Here is a 15,945-nt window from a genome sequence, read left to right as displayed (position 1 = left end):
TCCGCACGAGGTGCGTGCCCGGGGTGCGGCGGCACGGTCGAGGCATGGAGATCGTCGAGTGGGTCCGCGACTACCCCGTCGCCGCGCTGGTCATCGCGTGCGAGGTCGCGTTCTGGGTGTTCCTCGCCGCGGCGGTCGTCGCGCGCTACGTGTTCCGCCGCCGGCGGCTGTCGACCGTGCTGCTGCTGTGCGAGCCGCTCATCGAGGTCGTCCTGCTGGTGGCCACGGTCGCCGACCTGCTGCGTGGCGCGGAGGCGACGTGGACGCACGGGCTCGCGGCGCTCTACCTCGGGTTCACCGTGGCGTTCGGCCGGTACACGGTGCACAAGGTCGACGGCTGGGTCGCCTGGCGGTTCTTCGACGGGCCCCGCCCGCCGCGCGTGCCGTCGGGCGGGCGGGCCAAGGTCGTGCACGAGTGGAGGCTGTGGCTGCGGGTGCTGCTGGCGTGGTTCGTCTCCGTCGCGATCCTCGGCGTCCTGCTGCTCATCGCCGGCGAGGGGCCGCAGCGCGAGACGCTGCTCGGGTGGGCCGGGCGCGCGACGATCGTCATGGCCATCTGGTTCGTCGCCGGGCCGGTGTGGCAGCTCTTCACCGACGCCGCCGAGGGCGACGACGAGGAGCCTGCGGTCTCGGGCGTGGAGGAGCAGGACGTCCGCGGGGCGTGACGCTGCCGGTCAGACCGCGTCCGCCCAGGCCTCCGCGGCCGTCACGACCGCCTCGCCCGTGCGCGCGGCCTCCTCGATCGCCAGACCCAGCAGGTGGTCCTGGCAGCCGTCGGCCAGCGGGTACGGCGCGGGGCCGTCGCCCCGCACCCACGCGCCGGTCGCGTCCACCAGGTGCGCGACCGCGAGGTCGTCGTCGGCGAGGCGGGCGCCCGTGAACGGGTTGCGGTAGAGCACCCGGCCGTCCATCGACAGGTGCTGCAGGTCGAAGCCCTCGAGGTTCTGCTCGATGCCGGACTGCCGGCGCTCGATGCGCGACGTGACGACGGTCCGGCCCTCCACCCACCGGGTCACGGTGTCGTCGACGATCTCGCCGTGCGACCCGCGCACGACGACCCGGTTGCTGCGCAGCGGGTTGTACCACTGGTTGTCGGTGAAGTCGTAGAGCACGGTGCGACCGTCGCCCAGGTCGAGCGTCGCGAGGATCGCGCGGGTCGGTCCGGGCTCGGTGGCGTCGGACCAGCCGTACCGCCCGACGGGGTCCAGCAGCGGTGCCGTGGCCGTCTGCGCGCGGACGGTGACCGGACCCCGCCCGGCGCCCAGCAGGTGCCGGGCCAGGCCGACCGCGTGGTACAGGTGCGTCGAGGAGACCTGCACGCTCGTCGGCGTGCCGATGGCCCCGGACGCCACGACGGCGCGTCGTGCCTGGTGCGCCGGCATGAACGGCGAGTGCTCGGCGACCTGCACGAGCCCGGTCGGGCCGACGTCCGCCCACAGCGCGCGCAGCCCGGCGGCGTCGGGGGCGGGCGGGGTCTCCGCGAGCACGGGCACGGACGCGTCGACGATCTCGCGCACCGCGCCGGGCGTGACGGGCCAGGGTGTCGCGGTGACGATCAGCTCGGGACGGTCGGGCGCGGCGCCGGCACCCGGCACGGCGCCGGTGACGAGCTCCTCGATGGTGCGGACCGTCGGGACACCCCAGGCGGCCTCGACCTGCGCACCGCGCTCGGCGGTGCGCGTCACCACGCCGACGCACCGGAACCGGTCCGGCATCAGGCGCGCCACGCGCACGAAGAACTCGGCCCGCCACCCGGACCCCACGACCCCGAGCCGGATCGGCTGCTGCTGCGTCACGCGGACCTCCTCGTCCTCGCTCCCGACCCTAGCCCGGCGCGGTCCGGTCCCTCCCGGCGGGGTCGTGCGCTCCGGATGCCGACCGGCCGCGTCCGGGTCATCCTCGTGCGGTGACACGCTTCGGGTACACCCTCATGACCGAGCAGTCCGGCCCGCGCGAGCTCGTGCGGTACGCGCAGGACGCCGACCGGCTGGGCTTCGACTTCGCCGTGTCGTCCGACCACTACTTCCCCTGGCTCGACTCCCAGGGGCACGCGCCCTACGCGTGGACCGTGCTGGGCGCGGTCGCGCAGGCCACCGAGCACCTCGAGCTCATGACGTACGTGACCTGCCCGATCGTCCGGTACCACCCGGCGGTCGTCGCGCAGAAGGCGGCGACGCTCGCGGTGCTGTCCGACGGGCGGTTCACGCTGAACGTCGGCGCGGGGGAGAACCTCAACGAGCACGTCGTCGGCCAGCGGTGGCCGGCCGTGGGCGAGCGGCACGACATGCTCGAGGAGGCGCTCGTCATCATCGGCGACCTGCTGGACGGGGAGCGCGTCACGTACGAGGGCGCGCACTTCCGCGTCGACTCCGCCCGGCTGTGGGACCTGCCCGAGCAGCGGGTGCCGATCGGCGTCGCGGTGTCCGGCGCCCAGTCGGTGTCGCGGTTCTCCGCGCTCGCGGACCACCTGGTGGCCGTCGAGCCGGACGCCGACCTCGTGACCCGCTGGGACGAGGCCCGCGCCGGGCTGGGTCCGTCGCGCAAGATCGGGCAGATCCCGATCTCGTGGGGGCCGGACCGCGACGAGGCCGTCGCCCGCGCGCACGACCAGTTCCGCTGGTTCGGGGGCGGGTGGAAGGTCAACGCCGACCTGCCGACCACGGAGGCGTTCGAGGCCGCGAGCCAGTTCGTCCGCCCCGAGGACGTCGCTGAGTCGATCCCGTGCGGACCCGACCTCGACGCGATCGTCGAGGCCGTGAGCGCCTACTGGGAGGCCGGCTTCACCGACGTCGCCCTGGTGCAGGTGGGGGACGCGCTGCAGCAGCGGTTCCTCGACGAGGCGGCCGGTCCGCTGCTCGAGCGGCTGCGCGCCGCCGCACCGGCGCACTGACGTCCCCGCGCCGGGGCGGCCGCACGTGCCGTCGGGACGCGAGGCACGACCCGGACCGACACGAACGACGCACGAGGACGGAGGACCACCGATGGCCGTGACCGCCTTCCAGGACCTGCCCCTGGCCGACCGGGACCGTGAGTGGGACGGCGGCGCCGCCGAGCGCCGGGTCCGCGAGTGGGCCGGGGCGCAGGACGCGCCCAACGAGCGGTACCGCGACGCGCACGTCTGGTACGACGCGCAGAAGAAGGGCAACTTCACCGCGTACAAGCTGCTGGTGGCCGACGTCGTGGACGGCCGGCTGGTGGCGGTGCCGCGCGCCGTGATCGCCGCCGCCGCCGTCATGCAGGGGTCCCGCGGCGGTGTCGACCTGCCCGAGAAGGACCGCGACCGGGTGCGGTCCCACCTGGCCAAGTACTACGCGAAGCTGGACGAGACGCCGCCCTGGGAGGACTGAGCCGGCGCGCGGGTGCCCTCAGCGCCCGGGCCGCTCCGGTCCCAGCACGCCCAGCTCGTGCGCGCGGCGCAGCGCCGCCTCCCGGTCGTGCACGCCGAGCTTGGCGTAGATGCTCAGCACCTGCTTGCGCACCGTGTTGACCGACACCGTCAGGGCGTCGGCGACCTCGCGCGTGGTGCCGTGCTCGTCGAGCAGCGTGAGGACGGTGCGCTCCCGCGGTGTCAGGGGCACCAGGCGGCCCACGGCGGGGACCACCTGGCCCGTGGTGGCCAGGCGCGCCAGCTCGTGGTCGTCGAACGGCATGCCGGACTCCAGCACCAGGGCGTCGCGCACGGACCCGGGCAGGTGCGCGAAGCTGCGCAGGGCACCTTGCTCGCCGGCGACGCGGCGGGCCGCGCGGAACGCCCGCACGGCCAGCGCCGGCTGCCCCGACTCGAGCGCAGCCCACGCCTCCAGGACCAGCAGGTCGGTGCGGTCGGCGAGGTTCACGCGCCGCCGCCGCCCTCCCAGCACCGCGGTCCGCAGCGCGGCGTGCGGGTCGCCGGTCAGCAGGTGCCACCGGGCGCGCGGCACGTCGCTCCACAGCCCCGTGGGATCCTGCCCCACCAGCAGGTCCGCGACGCGGTGGTACTCCCCGAGGGCCAGCAGCAGCTCGGCACGCAACCGCGCCACGACCCGTTGCACCAGGCCCGCCTGCGCCAGCCACACGTGCTGGGTGCGCTCGATCTGCTCCAGCTCCGCCAGACCGGTCTCCGGATCACCGAAGAGCACCGCGCGGCGCACCCGGGCGCGCATGACGAACGGCCAGGTCACGTCAGGTGAGTGCACCGCGAGCGTCAGCCGGGACAGGGCGGCGTCGGCCGCGGGCAGGTCGAGGTGGTCGGTGGCGACCATCGCCTCGGCGACGTCGCCGGCGCTGTCCCGCAGCCGGTTCTCCCAGTCGGGGTCCAGCGCCTCGGCGTGCCGCACGAGCCAGCGTTCGGCGTCGCTCAGCACCCCGTCGAGCGCGTGGACCAGGGCCACGTGCCCGGCGGCGGCCGCGCGCACGTCGGGCGCCCGCGACGGGTCCGCCAGCTCGTACGCCCGCATCGGCAGCTCCAGCGCGGTGCCCAGGTCGCCGTCGAGCAGCGCCGTGCGACCGCCCTGCAGCAGGAACCACCAGTACGCCCGGGTGGACGTGCCGCCCGCGACGCCGGCACGGGCCGCAGCGACCTCCGTGTCCCGCACCACGACCATGGCGCGAGGGATGTCACCTCGCGCCCGTGCCGCGACCAGGGCGGCCGCGGCGCCCGTCCAGCGGCCGGCGGGTGTGCGGCTGCGCCACGCGCCGTCGAGCGCCAGCGTCCCGAGCTCGATCATCAGCCGCAGGACCAGGGCCCGCGGGTCGTCGCGCTCGTCCTCACCGCGGCGGGCGACCGCCCGCGCCAGGGCGAGAACCGTCGAGGTCTCCGTCACCGCGTCCGGCAGCGGGGCGTACGCGGCGTCGACGGCCGCACCCGCCGTGGCCACCAGGTAGGTGCCGAAGTCGACCCAGCAGGTCTCGAGCAGCGTCCAGTCGTGCGCCCGGGCGGCGTGCTCGACGGCCGCGGCGGGGTCCGGCGGGTGCGCGGTCAGCGCCGCGCGGGCCAGGGCACGGTGCACCCGGGCCGACATCTCGGGGTCGCGACGCTCCAGCTCCCGCGTCAGCACCTCCCGCAGCAGCCCGGGCACGTGCCACCGGCTGGGACCGCCGTCCGAGCGGTGCCGCACGAGCATCCCCACGGCCTCCAGCCGCAGGAGCACGTCCAGCTCGTCGGCGGCAGACCGTGCCTGCCCCGCGGTGTCGAGCACGAGACGCACGGTCGCGGGTGTCTGGTCCGCCGCGGTGGCTACGAGCATGGCGGTGTGCAGCAGCGCCGTGTCCCCGATCTCCGGCAGCATGACGTCCCGGGCGTACGCGAACGCCGCCGAGGTCGCCGGCTGCGTGTCGCCCGGCCGGGTGTCGTCCAGCACGGCGCGCGCGAGTGCGGGCCACCCGTCCACCAGGTCGACCAGCCGACGCAGCCGGGTGTCGTCGACGAGGTGACCCCAGGTGGCCGCGGCGGCGCGCAGCTCGTCCGGGGTGAACGCCAGGTCACGCGCGGTGAGCGTGACGACCGACAGCGGCCGACGTGCCGCCTCGAGGACCGGGTGCCACGCGCCGCTCGGGCGCAGCGGGTACCGCGCACCGGTCACCAGCAGCAGACGCAGCCCGTGGGACGCGGTGAGCAGGTCCGCGACCGCCTGCAGGTCGGCGGGGGCGTCGAGGTGGTCGGCCTCGTCGACCACGAGCACGACGGGCGACGCGGTCGCGTCCACCGCCGCGGCGAGCTCCGCAGGCCCCGGCGCGTCGGGGACGTCGCCGCCCGCCGCGCGCAGCGCAGCCGTCAGCGCGTCGCGCACCGCCACCCACGCGCCGCCGTCCGCGGGCCACGGTCCTGCCGTCCAGGCGACCGGCCGGCCGGTCGACCGCTGCCGGGCGGCCCACTGCTCCGCCAGCACGGTGCGTCCGAACCCGTGCACCGCACGCACCACGGCGACGGGGTCGAGGCGGTCCAGGCGATCGAGCAGGCGCGAGCGGGCCACTGCGCTCACGGGCAGCTGCCGCGACGCCCACGCCGGCGTCCCGACCGTCCCCCTGCCGCGCCCGGTCTCGCCGGACGGACCCTCTTCGGTCGTCATCCTCCTCAGTATCCGGCCCGCGTCCGACGTGCGCCTGCAGGACACGCGTCGTTCGGTCCGCCGAAACCCGCTGCGAGGGGCGTCGGCACTCCGGCGCCGCCCGTTATCGCAACCCCGCGGCGCGGCCTACGGTGCAGCCGGCACCTTGCTGCGACGACGCCCGGAGACCGATGAGCACCCCTGCCCCGCCGGGCGAGACCCGGCCCACGCCCGCCCAGCTGCGCCGGTGGCGGCGCAACCTCGCCGACGAGCGCGCCGAGGCGGCCGTCTACCGCGACCTCGCCTCACGGCGCACGGGCGAGGAGCGCGAGATCCTGCTCGCGCTCGCCGAGGCGGAGCGCCGCCACGAGGCGCACTGGCTCGACCTGCTCGGTGACGACGTCGGGCGTCCGGTCCGGGGGGACTGGCGCACCCGCGTCCTCAGCGTGCTGGCCCGGCGGTTCGGGTCGGTGTGGGTGTACGCGCTGGCGCAGCGTGCCGAGGCCCGCTCGACGTACGGGCAGGACTCCGAGGCGACCGCCCGCATGGCGGCCGACGAGCAGATCCACGAGGAGGTCGTGCGCGGCCTGGCGATGCGCGGGCGGCAGCAGATCTCCGGCACCTTCCGCGCCGCGGTGTTCGGGGCCAACGACGGGCTGGTGTCCAACCTCGCGCTCGTCCTGGGCATCGGCGCCAGCGGCGTCGCCACGGGCACCGTGCTGCTGACGGGCCTGGCGGGCCTGCTGGCCGGGGCCCTGTCGATGGCCGCGGGGGAGTACGTGTCGGTGCGCTCGCAGCGCGAGCTGCTCGAGGCGTCCCGGCCCGCCGCGGGCGCCGCGAGCGCCCTCGCCCACCTCGACGTCGACGCCAACGAGCTCGCGCTGGTCTACCGGGCGCGCGGCATGAGCGCCGCGGACGCGCAGGCCCGTGCGGACGTCGTGCTGGCGTCGCTGGCGCAGTACGACGCGCAGCAGGCCGTCGACGCGTCGCTGCTGCGGACCACGACGTCGCTGCCGTCGGGCGACCGGGCGGCGGAGGCCGGCGACGCCCTCGCCGCGGCACCGGCCGCCGCACCGCGCCCCGCCGCCCCGGAGCGGGACGAGCACGAGTCCGTCGGCACCGCGTGGGGTGCCGCCATGGCGAGCTTCTGCTTCTTCGCGTCCGGCGCGCTCATCCCGGTCGTGCCGTACCTGCTGGGGGCGTCGGGGACGACGGCCGTGCTGTGGTCGGCCGGGCTGGTGGGCGTCGCGCTGCTGGGGACCGGCTCGGTGGTCGGGCTGCTGTCCGGGGCGTCGCCCGTGCGGCGCGCGCTGCGCCAGCTGGCCATCGGGTACGGGGCCGCCGCCGTCACGTACGCGCTGGGTCTGCTGTTCGGGACGTCCGCGGTGTGACGCCCGCCACACCCGGCCCCGCACGATCTGATGGCGGCACCCTTGCTTTTTCAGGTAAGCCTCACCTTATGCTGCACGTGTGACCGAGGCCGCAGTGACGACCGTCGAGACGACCGCACCCCCGGCGTCCCCTTTCCGGATGTTCCACGTGCGCGTCGCCGCGATGCAGCGGCTGTGCCCCAGCCTGCTGCGCGTGACGTTCACGGGCGACGACCTCGACCGCTTCGCGGACAACGGGTTCGACCAGCGCATCAAGTTCTTCCTGCCGGTCGACGGCTCCCCGTACGCGGACCTCATGGACCTCGGTCGCACGGGTGACTGGTACGGCACGTGGCGCGCCCTGCCGGAGGACCGCCGCCACCCGATGCGCACGTACACGGCCCGCGGTGTGCGTCCGCACCCGCGTGAGCTGGACGTCGACATCGTGCTGCACGGCGACACCGGCCCTGCGTCGCGCTGGGCGTCGACCGCCCGCGTCGGCGACGAGCTGGTCGTCATGGGCCCCAACGCCGACCACGTCGGCCCGCACGGCGGCGTCGACTTCGTCCCGCCCGCGCGCACGGACCGCCTGCTGATCGCCGGTGACGAGACCGCGCTGCCCGCCATCGCCGGCATCGTCGAGCGACTGCCGCGCGACGCCCGCGGCGAGGTGCTCGTCGAGATGCCGTGGTCCGACGACCGCCTCGCGCTCGACGCCCCCGACGGTGTGCGCATCCACTGGCTCGGCCGCGACGGTCGCGCCCACGGCGACCTGCTCGTCCCGGCCGTCCAGGCCGCGTGCGCGCGTCTGCTGCCGGGTCGGGCGCCCGTCCCCGACGCCGTCCTCGAGGACGTCGACGTCGACCACGACATGCTGTGGGAGGTGCCGATCGACTACGCGACCGGCGCCCCGCTCGCTGCGGAGGCCCACCTGTACGCGTGGCTCGCCGGTGAGGCCGGTGTCATCAAGATCCTGCGCCGCCACCTGGTGCGCGAGTGCGGCGTCGACCGCAAGGCCGTGGCGTTCATGGGGTACTGGCGGCAGGGGAAGTCCGAGGGGAGCTGACCCCGAGGCAGCCGGCATCCTGACGGCGGCGGACGACGTGGGGTCATCGGGTGACCGCTGAGGCTCCACCCAGTGAGTCCGCCGTGCGGAACCACGGCGAGCGGTGCAGGACGTCGACGTCGTGCGCGACCGCGCCGGGATCGGTGCTCGTGAGCAGGAGCGCGGCGCCGAGCCGGACGTCCGTGCCGGAGTTGCCGTCGCGTCCCACCCGGGACACGTGCACCTCGACCTCGCTCCCGAGGGCCCGAGCGATCTCGGGGACGCCGCCCCAGCGCTGACCCGGCATCACCGGCAGCCACAGCCAGGCGGCCTGGCGCCCGCCCGTGTGGTCCGGCTCCGGGACGGGCAGCCCTGCCTGGAGCCGCAGGTGCGCCACCTCGAGCTGGACGCCGGCGTGCACGCGTGCGAGCTCCGAGACGGCGGCGCCGGGAGCGCGCGCGGCGGTCTCCAGCACGACGAGCCGACCGTCGGGCGTCGTCGCGAACTCCGTGTGGACGACGAAGTCGCCGTCCGACCCGAGGGCGTGGACGACGCGCTCGTTCAGCTCGTGCGCGGCCACGGCCTGCGGGCTGTCGGCCGGCAGCGTCCACCCGCCGAGCACCCGGCCGCGCTCGAACCCGAGCAGCGGCCCCAGGTAGCGCCCCGCCTGGACGGGGCGGACGTCGCCGTGGTGTACGAGCGCGTTGACGTGGCCGAGGTCCCCGTCCACGAACTCGTCGACCTGCCACCCCGTCTCGCCGTCGTGCCGGGCCAGCCACCCGACGACCGCCTCGGCGTCGGGCAGCACCTCGACGCCTCGCGAGTTCGCCTCGCGCCGCGGCTTCACGACGGCGGGCAGGCCGACGGTCCCGACGACGCGGTCCGCGACGGCGCGGGAGGACGTGACGGTCGGCTCGAAGGTCAGGTGCCGGGGAACCGGGACGCCCGCGGCCTCGAGCCGACGCTTCATGAGGACCTTGTCGCGGTACCCGTCGAGGCGTGCGGGGTGCCGTGCGGGCAGGCCCGTCGCCGCCCGCAGCCGTGCGCACTCGACGAGGCAGTACTCGTCGTTGCTGACGACCTCCGCGCCCGGCACCGACCGCACGACGGACTCCCACTCCCCCCGCCCGGCGCGCACGACCTCGACCGACGCCTCGACGTCCTCGCGGAGCACGGTCGCGGGGTCGGCGTCGGTCAGGACGACGACCTCGAACCGGTCGCGGGGGAACGCCTGCGCCGGGTCCGTCGTGAGGGGCTGGCGCGAGTGGAGCACGACGACGCGCGGGCGGGCGTCCGACGACCCGGCCGAGGAGTCAGCCACCGCTGCCTCCCGACGACGGCATCGGCAACCGGCCGGCGGCGAGCGCGCGGGCAGGGTCCGGTCGTCCTGGGAGGACCCCCGGCGCCGGCTCGCGTTGCGCGGGGGTGTCAGCCCGCAGCGCCGGCAGGCCGGCGACGGCGGCACCCCGGCCGCGCGTCGCGGTCGTGTCACGACCGAGCGTGGTGGTGGTCACCGTCATGGCAGTTGCCTGGGCCTCATGGTCGGGGTCGAGATGTGACAGGACTCTAGGTGCAGGAAGCGACGAACCGGGTCGATCGGTCACCCCCGTCGCCCGGTCGGAGGTGAGGGTGGCACGCGTTCCCACCCTCGTCCCGGACTCGTCGACGATCCGGGAGGGCCGGTGGACGGGTGGGCACGCTGCCGTGCGACCGGGTGCGGGGCCGGGGAGCGATGGGACGGTACGACGCGGACGCACCGGGGTCCCTGGGGTTCCTCGGCCGACGGCACGTGCGGGTCGTCGAGTCTCACCGCCTCCGAGGGCGGGCGCCTCCACCGGCGCCGGCGCGCGAGACCCCGGACGCCGCTCCGCCACGTGGTGCCGTCTGCGGGGACCCCTGGAGGAGAGCGCGCGCGAGGGCGTGGCTGCGCCGGAGGCGGTCGTTCCACTCGGTCCCCGGTGCGGTCTGGACCGACCAGAACGTGTGCCGCAGGATGCTGAGGGCCAGGGCCGCCGCCATCTGAGCCTGCTCCGCGATCTCTGCCGCGGTCAGGTCGCCGCGCCGCCGCAGCCGCCGGGCGACCACGTCCGCCTGCCACGCGGCCACCTCGGTGCGTCGGGCCTCGCGGGTCCTGAGCCGTGCGTCGCTGTCGACCAGCTCGAACCTGCGGCGGAACAGGGCAAGGTCCCCGACGGCGTCGCGGGCGCCCACGGTCAAGAGCGTCAGCAGGTCGCCGAGCAGGGGCCCGTCAGCCTCGACGAACGCCTCGACCGCCTCGGGCGACGGCAGCGGCGGTCGCCCGAGGATCGCGGCGTCCTTGCTGCCGAAGTAGGTGAAGAAGGTGCTCTGCGCTATCCCGGCGGCTGCGCAGATCTGCGCGACGGTGACGGAGCCGTAGCCGTGCTCCAGGCACAGGTCGACGGCGACCTGCTCGACGCGCGCCCGGGCCGTGGCGCGCTTGCGCTCCCGCAGCCCGAGCGGTCGGTCGTCCCGGTCAGGGAGCATCGTCGCCGGCCAGCCGGGACATGACCGCCTGGGCGTCGGCGTCGATCGTCGCCTGGTCCACCGCGTCGGTGGCCGGCACCCGCGAGGCGACCTCCTCGACGACCCGGCCTGCCTGGCCGCTGTCGAGCCACTCGGCCCGCAGCTCCGCGATCGCCGCGTCGACGAGAGCCGAGAGGTCGGCGCTCGCCTCGAACCGGGTCACGAGCGCGTTTCCGCCCATGGCTTCTGGTCCCCGTCCGCCGCCCGGTGCGCCGGGCCGTGCGCCCTCGGGCAGCTCGACACCCTCCGGCAGAGCCGGCAAGGCGGCGCCACCGGGCGCGCCCGGTCGGGCCGAGCCGTCGCCGTCACCGGGCCCTCCGCCCGTGCCCGGCAGCGACATGCCGCCCAGAGCCAGGTTGAGGTCCCACGAGACGACACTGATCAGCCCGGTGCCCAGGTCGTGGTACAGGTACGCGTTCCGGCCGGGACCCGAGATCGTGTCCATGTTCCCGAGCACGTCCTGGGTGGCCAGGTAGGTCGCGAACGACCCGACGTCGACCCACTGGTCCAGCTCCTGGGCGAACTCCTCGTCGGACGCACCGTCGAGCCACTCCAGGAACGACACGATCGGCTGCAGGTCGTGGCTTCCCCGGAGGTTGACCTGGGTGAAGTCGTCGGCGTACGCGGTCTGGTCATCGCCCTGGTAGGTGAAGGAGCTCGTGGACTCGACCTTGTAGAGCACGCCGTCGCCCTCGAGCGCGGCGGCGTACTGCGGGTCGGGGTTCTGCACGACCAGGCGTGTCGTCGCGGGGCGGTCGTTCACGGCGTAGGTCGTGTACGCGTAGTCCTGCGTCGGTTGCCCGGACCGCTTCGTCAGCTCCAGCGCGACCGCCTCGTTGAGCGACGACTCGGCTGCGGCGCTCGCCGGGCGGATCGCCAGCTCGGTCATGCCCTGGTAGGCGCGCCCGGGCCGGTTCTCGTCGAAGCTGACGAGCAGCGGCAGGTTCTCCGGCTCCTGCGTGCTGAGCGCGAGTCCCGTGCCGGCGAATCCGCCGCCCGGGCCTCGTCCGCCGCCGCCGCCCGGCATCTGTGGCATCTCTCCGCCGCCGCCCGGCACCTGTGGCATCTCTCCGCCACCGCCCGGCATCTGACCGCCGCTCATGCCTCCGAGCCCTCCGGGGGCGCGCTCGCCCTGGGTCGCGGACCCCTCCCGGTCGTCGACCAGGGACGAGAGGGTGGAGTTGCCCTTCAGGCGGATTGCTGCGGACTCGATCGTGGTGCCGTCGATCGTGATGTCGGCGGTCATCCACTCCTTCTCGCCCTCGGTGAAGTAGGCGTCGAGCATCCGGTCGTAGTCGTCCTGGGAGTAGGACAGGACGAGCTCGTGGTCGACGGTGGTGTCGAAGAGGTCGACCGTGCCCTCGACGTCCTCGGTGATGCGTTCCTCGTCGGTCACGGCGGCCGTGCTCGTGGAGTAGGGCCGGATCGTCACGTCACCGAGGACCGTGAGGGCGACGGCGACTCCTGCCAACCCTGCTGTCAGCGGCTTCCAGTGCTGACGCAGCGGCACCGGGAGGCGCCTGCGGAGGTCTGCGCGACTCATGCTGCCGCCTCCTCACATGTCCGACTGGTCGTACCCGGTCAGGACGGTGACCTTCTGCCCGGAGTTGATCTCGCTCAGCGCGCCGATGATCTCCGTCGTCGTGACTCCCGGCTTGAGGCGCACCGAGTAGAAGAGCTCGGTCAGCGCACCTCCCCGCACGGTCTCGACGCTCACCAGCTCGAACTCCAGGGTCGTGCGGACGAGCACGTCGGCGACGTCCTGCTGGTAGCGCGCCTCGGGGGGAACCTGGACCTTGACCACCTGGCGCTGGATGTCGAGCTTGAACCAGTCGAAGCGCTGCATGAGGAAGACGACCAGCAGGATGAAGGCCGTCGCGGCCGCCGCCAGCAGGTAGAAGCGTGTGCCCACCGCCATCCCGATCGCCATCACGAGGAAGATGAACCCGACGTCGCGGGTCTCCTTGATCGCGTTGCGGAAGCGGATCACCGAGAGCGCGCCGACCAGCGCGAACGCGCGCGCGATGTTCGACCCGACGACGAGCATGATGACGGCCACGACCATGCCGATGACGACGAGGGTCTGGACGTACGACTGGCTGTAGGAGATGTTGCGGTGCGTCCGCTGGTAGACCCAGCCGATGGCGGCGGACAGGACGAACGAGAGCGTCAGCGTCGCCGCGACGTCGAAGACGGAGAAGGTACCGCTCAGGTCGGTGAGGTTCATCGGGTGGGTGCGCCTTGTCGGGTCGGGGCGTCGTCGACGCCGGTCGGGGTGGTCGGGCGTGCGGACGTGACGCGGTGACGGCCGGATACCTCGTCCGGCCGCAGGATCTCGGCGGCCTCGTCGGGGGCGTGGATGAGGGAGCGGGGCGCGAGACCGAAGGCCTGCACGCTCTGGCAGTACTTGGAGATCCGGACCAGGTCGAGGTCCATCCGGGCTGCCGCGTCCGTGACCCACGCCGGGACGCGCTCGTCGGCCTTCACCTCCAGGATCGACAGCCCGGGGGGCAGCGTGAGGCGGTTCAGGCTCTCCGAGGACAGGTGGAAGTCGCGGTCCCGCCCGCGCAGCCGGCTGTCGAGCGTGATGCGCAGGCCCAGATCGGCTTCCCGTCCCACCCACGCCTCGCGGTGGTAGGCCGTCGTCACGGTCGGTCGCAGGTCGAGCTCACCGACGAGGGTGGCCACCTCGTCGAGGAAGGCGCGTTCACGGCTGCTGATCTCGCCGACCGGCGCGTACCCCTGCGGTGAGCACAGCCGCAGGGCGTCGCGGTAGGGCAGGCGCACCCGCCGCTTCTGGGTGACGCGGTTGACGCGCTGCTTGATCTCGACGAACACCGGCGAGTCCGCGGTCAGGTCGTCCGCCGCGCCGTAGTGCCGGACACGCAGCTTGCGCCGGAACCTCAGCCCCTCGATCTTCTCCCAGTAGAACCTCAGGTGCGCGGTGTCGTAGTAGAGGCTCGTGACCGGGTAGCCGGTCGCGCCGGAGTAGGCGTCCTCGTCCATGTGCCGACCCAGTTCGGCCCGGAGCTGGTCGGCCTGGGTCTGCGGCACGAGGTACTTGATCTCGAACCGGTTGAACGCGTGCAGGCGGCTGGCGGTATCGGTGCGGGCGGCGCTGGCGACGGTCGCGACCGGATCGTCGTCCGTGACGTCCGGCCCGGCACCGGGGGTCTCGGCTGCGCGTCGGTACAGGCGTCGCACGGGCGCGGTCCTCTCGGTCCGGCCGGCGGTGAACGGTGACGCGCCGGCGGATGAACATCGGGAGTCCGCAGCATGTGGGTCGACCCTTTGAGGCTCCTGAGAACGCGGAGACGGACCGGCATCCACTCCAGCAAGGGGTCGATGCCGGTCCGTCGTGTCGCCTGCGGCGACGGCCGGAGCCGCGGCTGCGTCAGCAGGCCGGCCGCGACGAGCGGTCCCAGAGGGTCGGGCCCTGTGGCTCTAGTGCCCGACGAGCACCGGGCCCTCCGCCTCGACCTCCGCAGGCTTGCGCACGAACAGCGTGAGCACGACGGCGACGCTGGCGATGACCGCGCCGACCACGAACGCGCGGTGCACGCCCACCGCCATCGCCTCGGCCGGGTCGGCGCCCGTGGCTGCCGCACCGGCAGCCCCGACGGACATCAGCGTGACGAACAGCGCGGTGCCGGCGGCGCCGGCGACCTGCTGCAGGGTGCTGGTGATCGCGCTGCCGTGGGAGTACAGGGCGCGTGGCAGCGACCCGAGCGCCGAGGTCAGCAGCGGCGTGAAGACGAAGCCGAGCCCCAGGTTGAGGGTCATGTGCACGGCCACGATCCACCCGATCGCGGTGTCCATGCCGAACGTCGTCATGCCCCACAGCGCGGCAGCGGCGACGACCATGCCGGGCAGGACCAGCGGCCGCGGCCCGTAGCGGTCGAACAGCGCCCCGACCACGGGCGCGATGACGCCCATGAGGACGCCGCCGGGCAGCATCATCAGGCCGACGGTCAGGGTGTCGAGCGCGAGCGCCTGCTGCAGGTACAGGGGCAGGAGGATGAGCGAGCCGAACAGCGCGGACATCACCACGACGACGAGCACGACGGCGAGGCTGAAGGAGCGCGACGCGAAGGTGCGCAGGTCGAGGAAGGCGGCGTCCGTGCGCTGCAGGGTCAGCTGACGCCGCACGAACACGATGAGCGCGACTGCGCCGACCGCGACCGGGATCCCGGGCGCCACGGGCGCGTGCCCCGACGCCGACTCGCCGACGAGGCTGAGGCCGTAGATGAGGCCGCCGAACCCGACGGCCGCGAGCAGCGCCGACAGCGGGTCGAACGTCGCCGGCGACGTCTCGGTGACGTTGCGGACCCACACGGCGCCGAGCCCGATGGCGAGCAGCGCGATGGGCAGCACCAGCCAGAACATCCAGCGCCAGTCCAGCGCGGACAGGATGGCCCCGGAGACCGTCGGGCCGATCGCGGGAGCGACGGCGATGACGATGGAGATGACGCCCATCATCCGGCCGCGGTGGCTGGCCGGGACGACGTTGAGCACCGTGGTGAACAGCAGGGGCAGCATGATCGCCGTGCCCGACGCCTGGACGACGCGCCCGGCGAGCAGCACCTCGAAGCCGGGCGCGAGCGCCGCGACGAGGGTGCCGGTGGCGAACAGCGACATCGCCGTGAAGAACAGTCCCCGCAGCGGGAACCGGGCCAGCAGGTAGCCGGTGCACGGGATGACGATCGACATGGTCAGCAGGAACCCGGTGGTCAGCCACTGCGCGGTCGCGGCGGTGATGTCGAGGTCGACCATCAGCCGGGGCAGGGCGACGCCCATGATCGTCTCGTTGAGGATGACGACGAACGCGGAGGCCACGAGCAGCGCGATCACGGGCCCGGTGCGGATCGCGGGGGCCCCGTCCGGGGTGGAGGGCCGGCCGGGCCGGAGGTCGTTCTCGAGCGTCATGAGGTCTCTCTGTCAGCGGGTGGGGGCGGCGGAC

General features: G+C 74.3%; 13 protein-coding genes. 5 read left to right on the top strand and 8 right to left on the bottom strand.

Going from position 1 to position 15,945, the window contains the following annotated elements:
- Positions 1-44 precede the first annotated feature (44 nt).
- Complete coding sequence (locus tag KG103_RS16680; RefSeq protein WP_243656174.1) at positions 45-665, top strand: hypothetical protein; 621 nt, start codon at positions 45-47, stop codon at positions 663-665.
- A gap of 9 nt (positions 666-674) precedes the next feature.
- Here the strand turns inward: KG103_RS16680 and KG103_RS16675 are convergent, their stop codons facing one another.
- Positions 675-1,796: a Gfo/Idh/MocA family protein gene (locus KG103_RS16675; protein WP_207339596.1), complete on the bottom strand. Its 1,122-nt coding sequence runs from the start codon at positions 1,794-1,796 to the stop codon at positions 675-677.
- Between the two features lie 110 nt (positions 1,797-1,906).
- Here KG103_RS16675 and KG103_RS16670 point away from each other — a divergent pair, with 110 nt between their 5' ends.
- Positions 1,907-2,890, top strand: coding sequence for a TIGR03557 family F420-dependent LLM class oxidoreductase (locus KG103_RS16670; RefSeq protein WP_207339595.1), 984 nt, complete (start codon positions 1,907-1,909; stop codon positions 2,888-2,890).
- 91 nt (positions 2,891-2,981) lie between these two features.
- Positions 2,982-3,347 (top strand): hypothetical protein, encoded by a 366-nt coding sequence (locus KG103_RS16665; protein WP_207339594.1) that lies wholly within the window; start codon positions 2,982-2,984, stop codon positions 3,345-3,347.
- 18 nt (positions 3,348-3,365) lie between these two features.
- Here KG103_RS16665 and KG103_RS16660 read toward each other — a convergent pair whose 3' ends face one another.
- A complete protein-coding gene (locus KG103_RS16660; protein WP_207339593.1) occupies positions 3,366-6,047 on the bottom strand; it encodes a LuxR C-terminal-related transcriptional regulator in 2,682 nt (893 codons plus the stop codon).
- Positions 6,048-6,217: 170 nt separating this feature from the next.
- Between KG103_RS16660 and KG103_RS16655 the strand changes: the two genes are divergently transcribed.
- Both KG103_RS16655 and KG103_RS16650 read left to right on the top strand, forming a co-directional pair.
- A complete protein-coding gene (locus KG103_RS16655; RefSeq protein ID WP_207339592.1) occupies positions 6,218-7,417 on the top strand; it encodes a VIT1/CCC1 transporter family protein in 1,200 nt (399 codons plus the stop codon).
- A 139-nt stretch (positions 7,418-7,556) separates the two neighbouring features.
- Positions 7,557-8,462, top strand: coding sequence for a siderophore-interacting protein (locus tag KG103_RS16650; protein WP_207339918.1), 906 nt, complete (start codon positions 7,557-7,559; stop codon positions 8,460-8,462).
- Positions 8,463-8,505: 43 nt separating this feature from the next.
- Here the strand turns inward: KG103_RS16650 and KG103_RS16645 are convergent, their stop codons facing one another.
- The 6 genes from KG103_RS16645 to KG103_RS16620 form a co-directional block, all read right to left on the bottom strand.
- Complete coding sequence (locus tag KG103_RS16645) at positions 8,506-9,762, bottom strand: ATP-grasp domain-containing protein (protein ID WP_207339591.1); 1,257 nt, start codon at positions 9,760-9,762, stop codon at positions 8,506-8,508.
- 485 nt (positions 9,763-10,247) lie between these two features.
- Complete coding sequence (locus tag KG103_RS16640; protein ID WP_207339590.1) at positions 10,248-10,946, bottom strand: TetR/AcrR family transcriptional regulator; 699 nt, start codon at positions 10,944-10,946, stop codon at positions 10,248-10,250.
- Positions 10,936-12,528 (bottom strand): CotH kinase family protein, encoded by a 1,593-nt coding sequence (locus KG103_RS16635; protein WP_207339589.1) that lies wholly within the window; start codon positions 12,526-12,528, stop codon positions 10,936-10,938. The genes KG103_RS16640 and KG103_RS16635 overlap by 11 nt, the downstream gene beginning before the upstream one ends.
- Before the next feature lie 12 nt (positions 12,529-12,540).
- The gene (locus KG103_RS16630; RefSeq protein ID WP_207339588.1) at positions 12,541-13,212 is read right to left on the bottom strand and encodes a DUF4956 domain-containing protein; all 672 of its coding nucleotides are present in this window, start codon (positions 13,210-13,212) and stop codon (positions 12,541-12,543) included.
- Complete coding sequence (locus tag KG103_RS16625; RefSeq protein ID WP_213319936.1) at positions 13,209-14,189, bottom strand: polyphosphate polymerase domain-containing protein; 981 nt, start codon at positions 14,187-14,189, stop codon at positions 13,209-13,211. The genes KG103_RS16630 and KG103_RS16625 overlap by 4 nt, the downstream gene beginning before the upstream one ends.
- Positions 14,190-14,429: 240 nt before the next feature.
- Positions 14,430-15,911 carry an MDR family MFS transporter gene (locus KG103_RS16620; RefSeq protein WP_207339587.1) on the bottom strand — a complete coding sequence of 494 codons (1,482 nt, stop codon included), beginning with the start codon at positions 15,909-15,911 and terminating at the stop codon, positions 14,430-14,432.
- Positions 15,912-15,945 lie beyond the last annotated feature (34 nt).

This window comes from Cellulomonas wangleii, assembly GCF_018388445.1.
Classification (GTDB): Bacteria; Actinomycetota; Actinomycetes; order Actinomycetales; family Cellulomonadaceae; genus Cellulomonas; species Cellulomonas wangleii.
The sequence above is the reverse complement of the archived record's forward strand: the minus strand, read 5'-3'. Positions and strand labels throughout refer to the sequence as shown.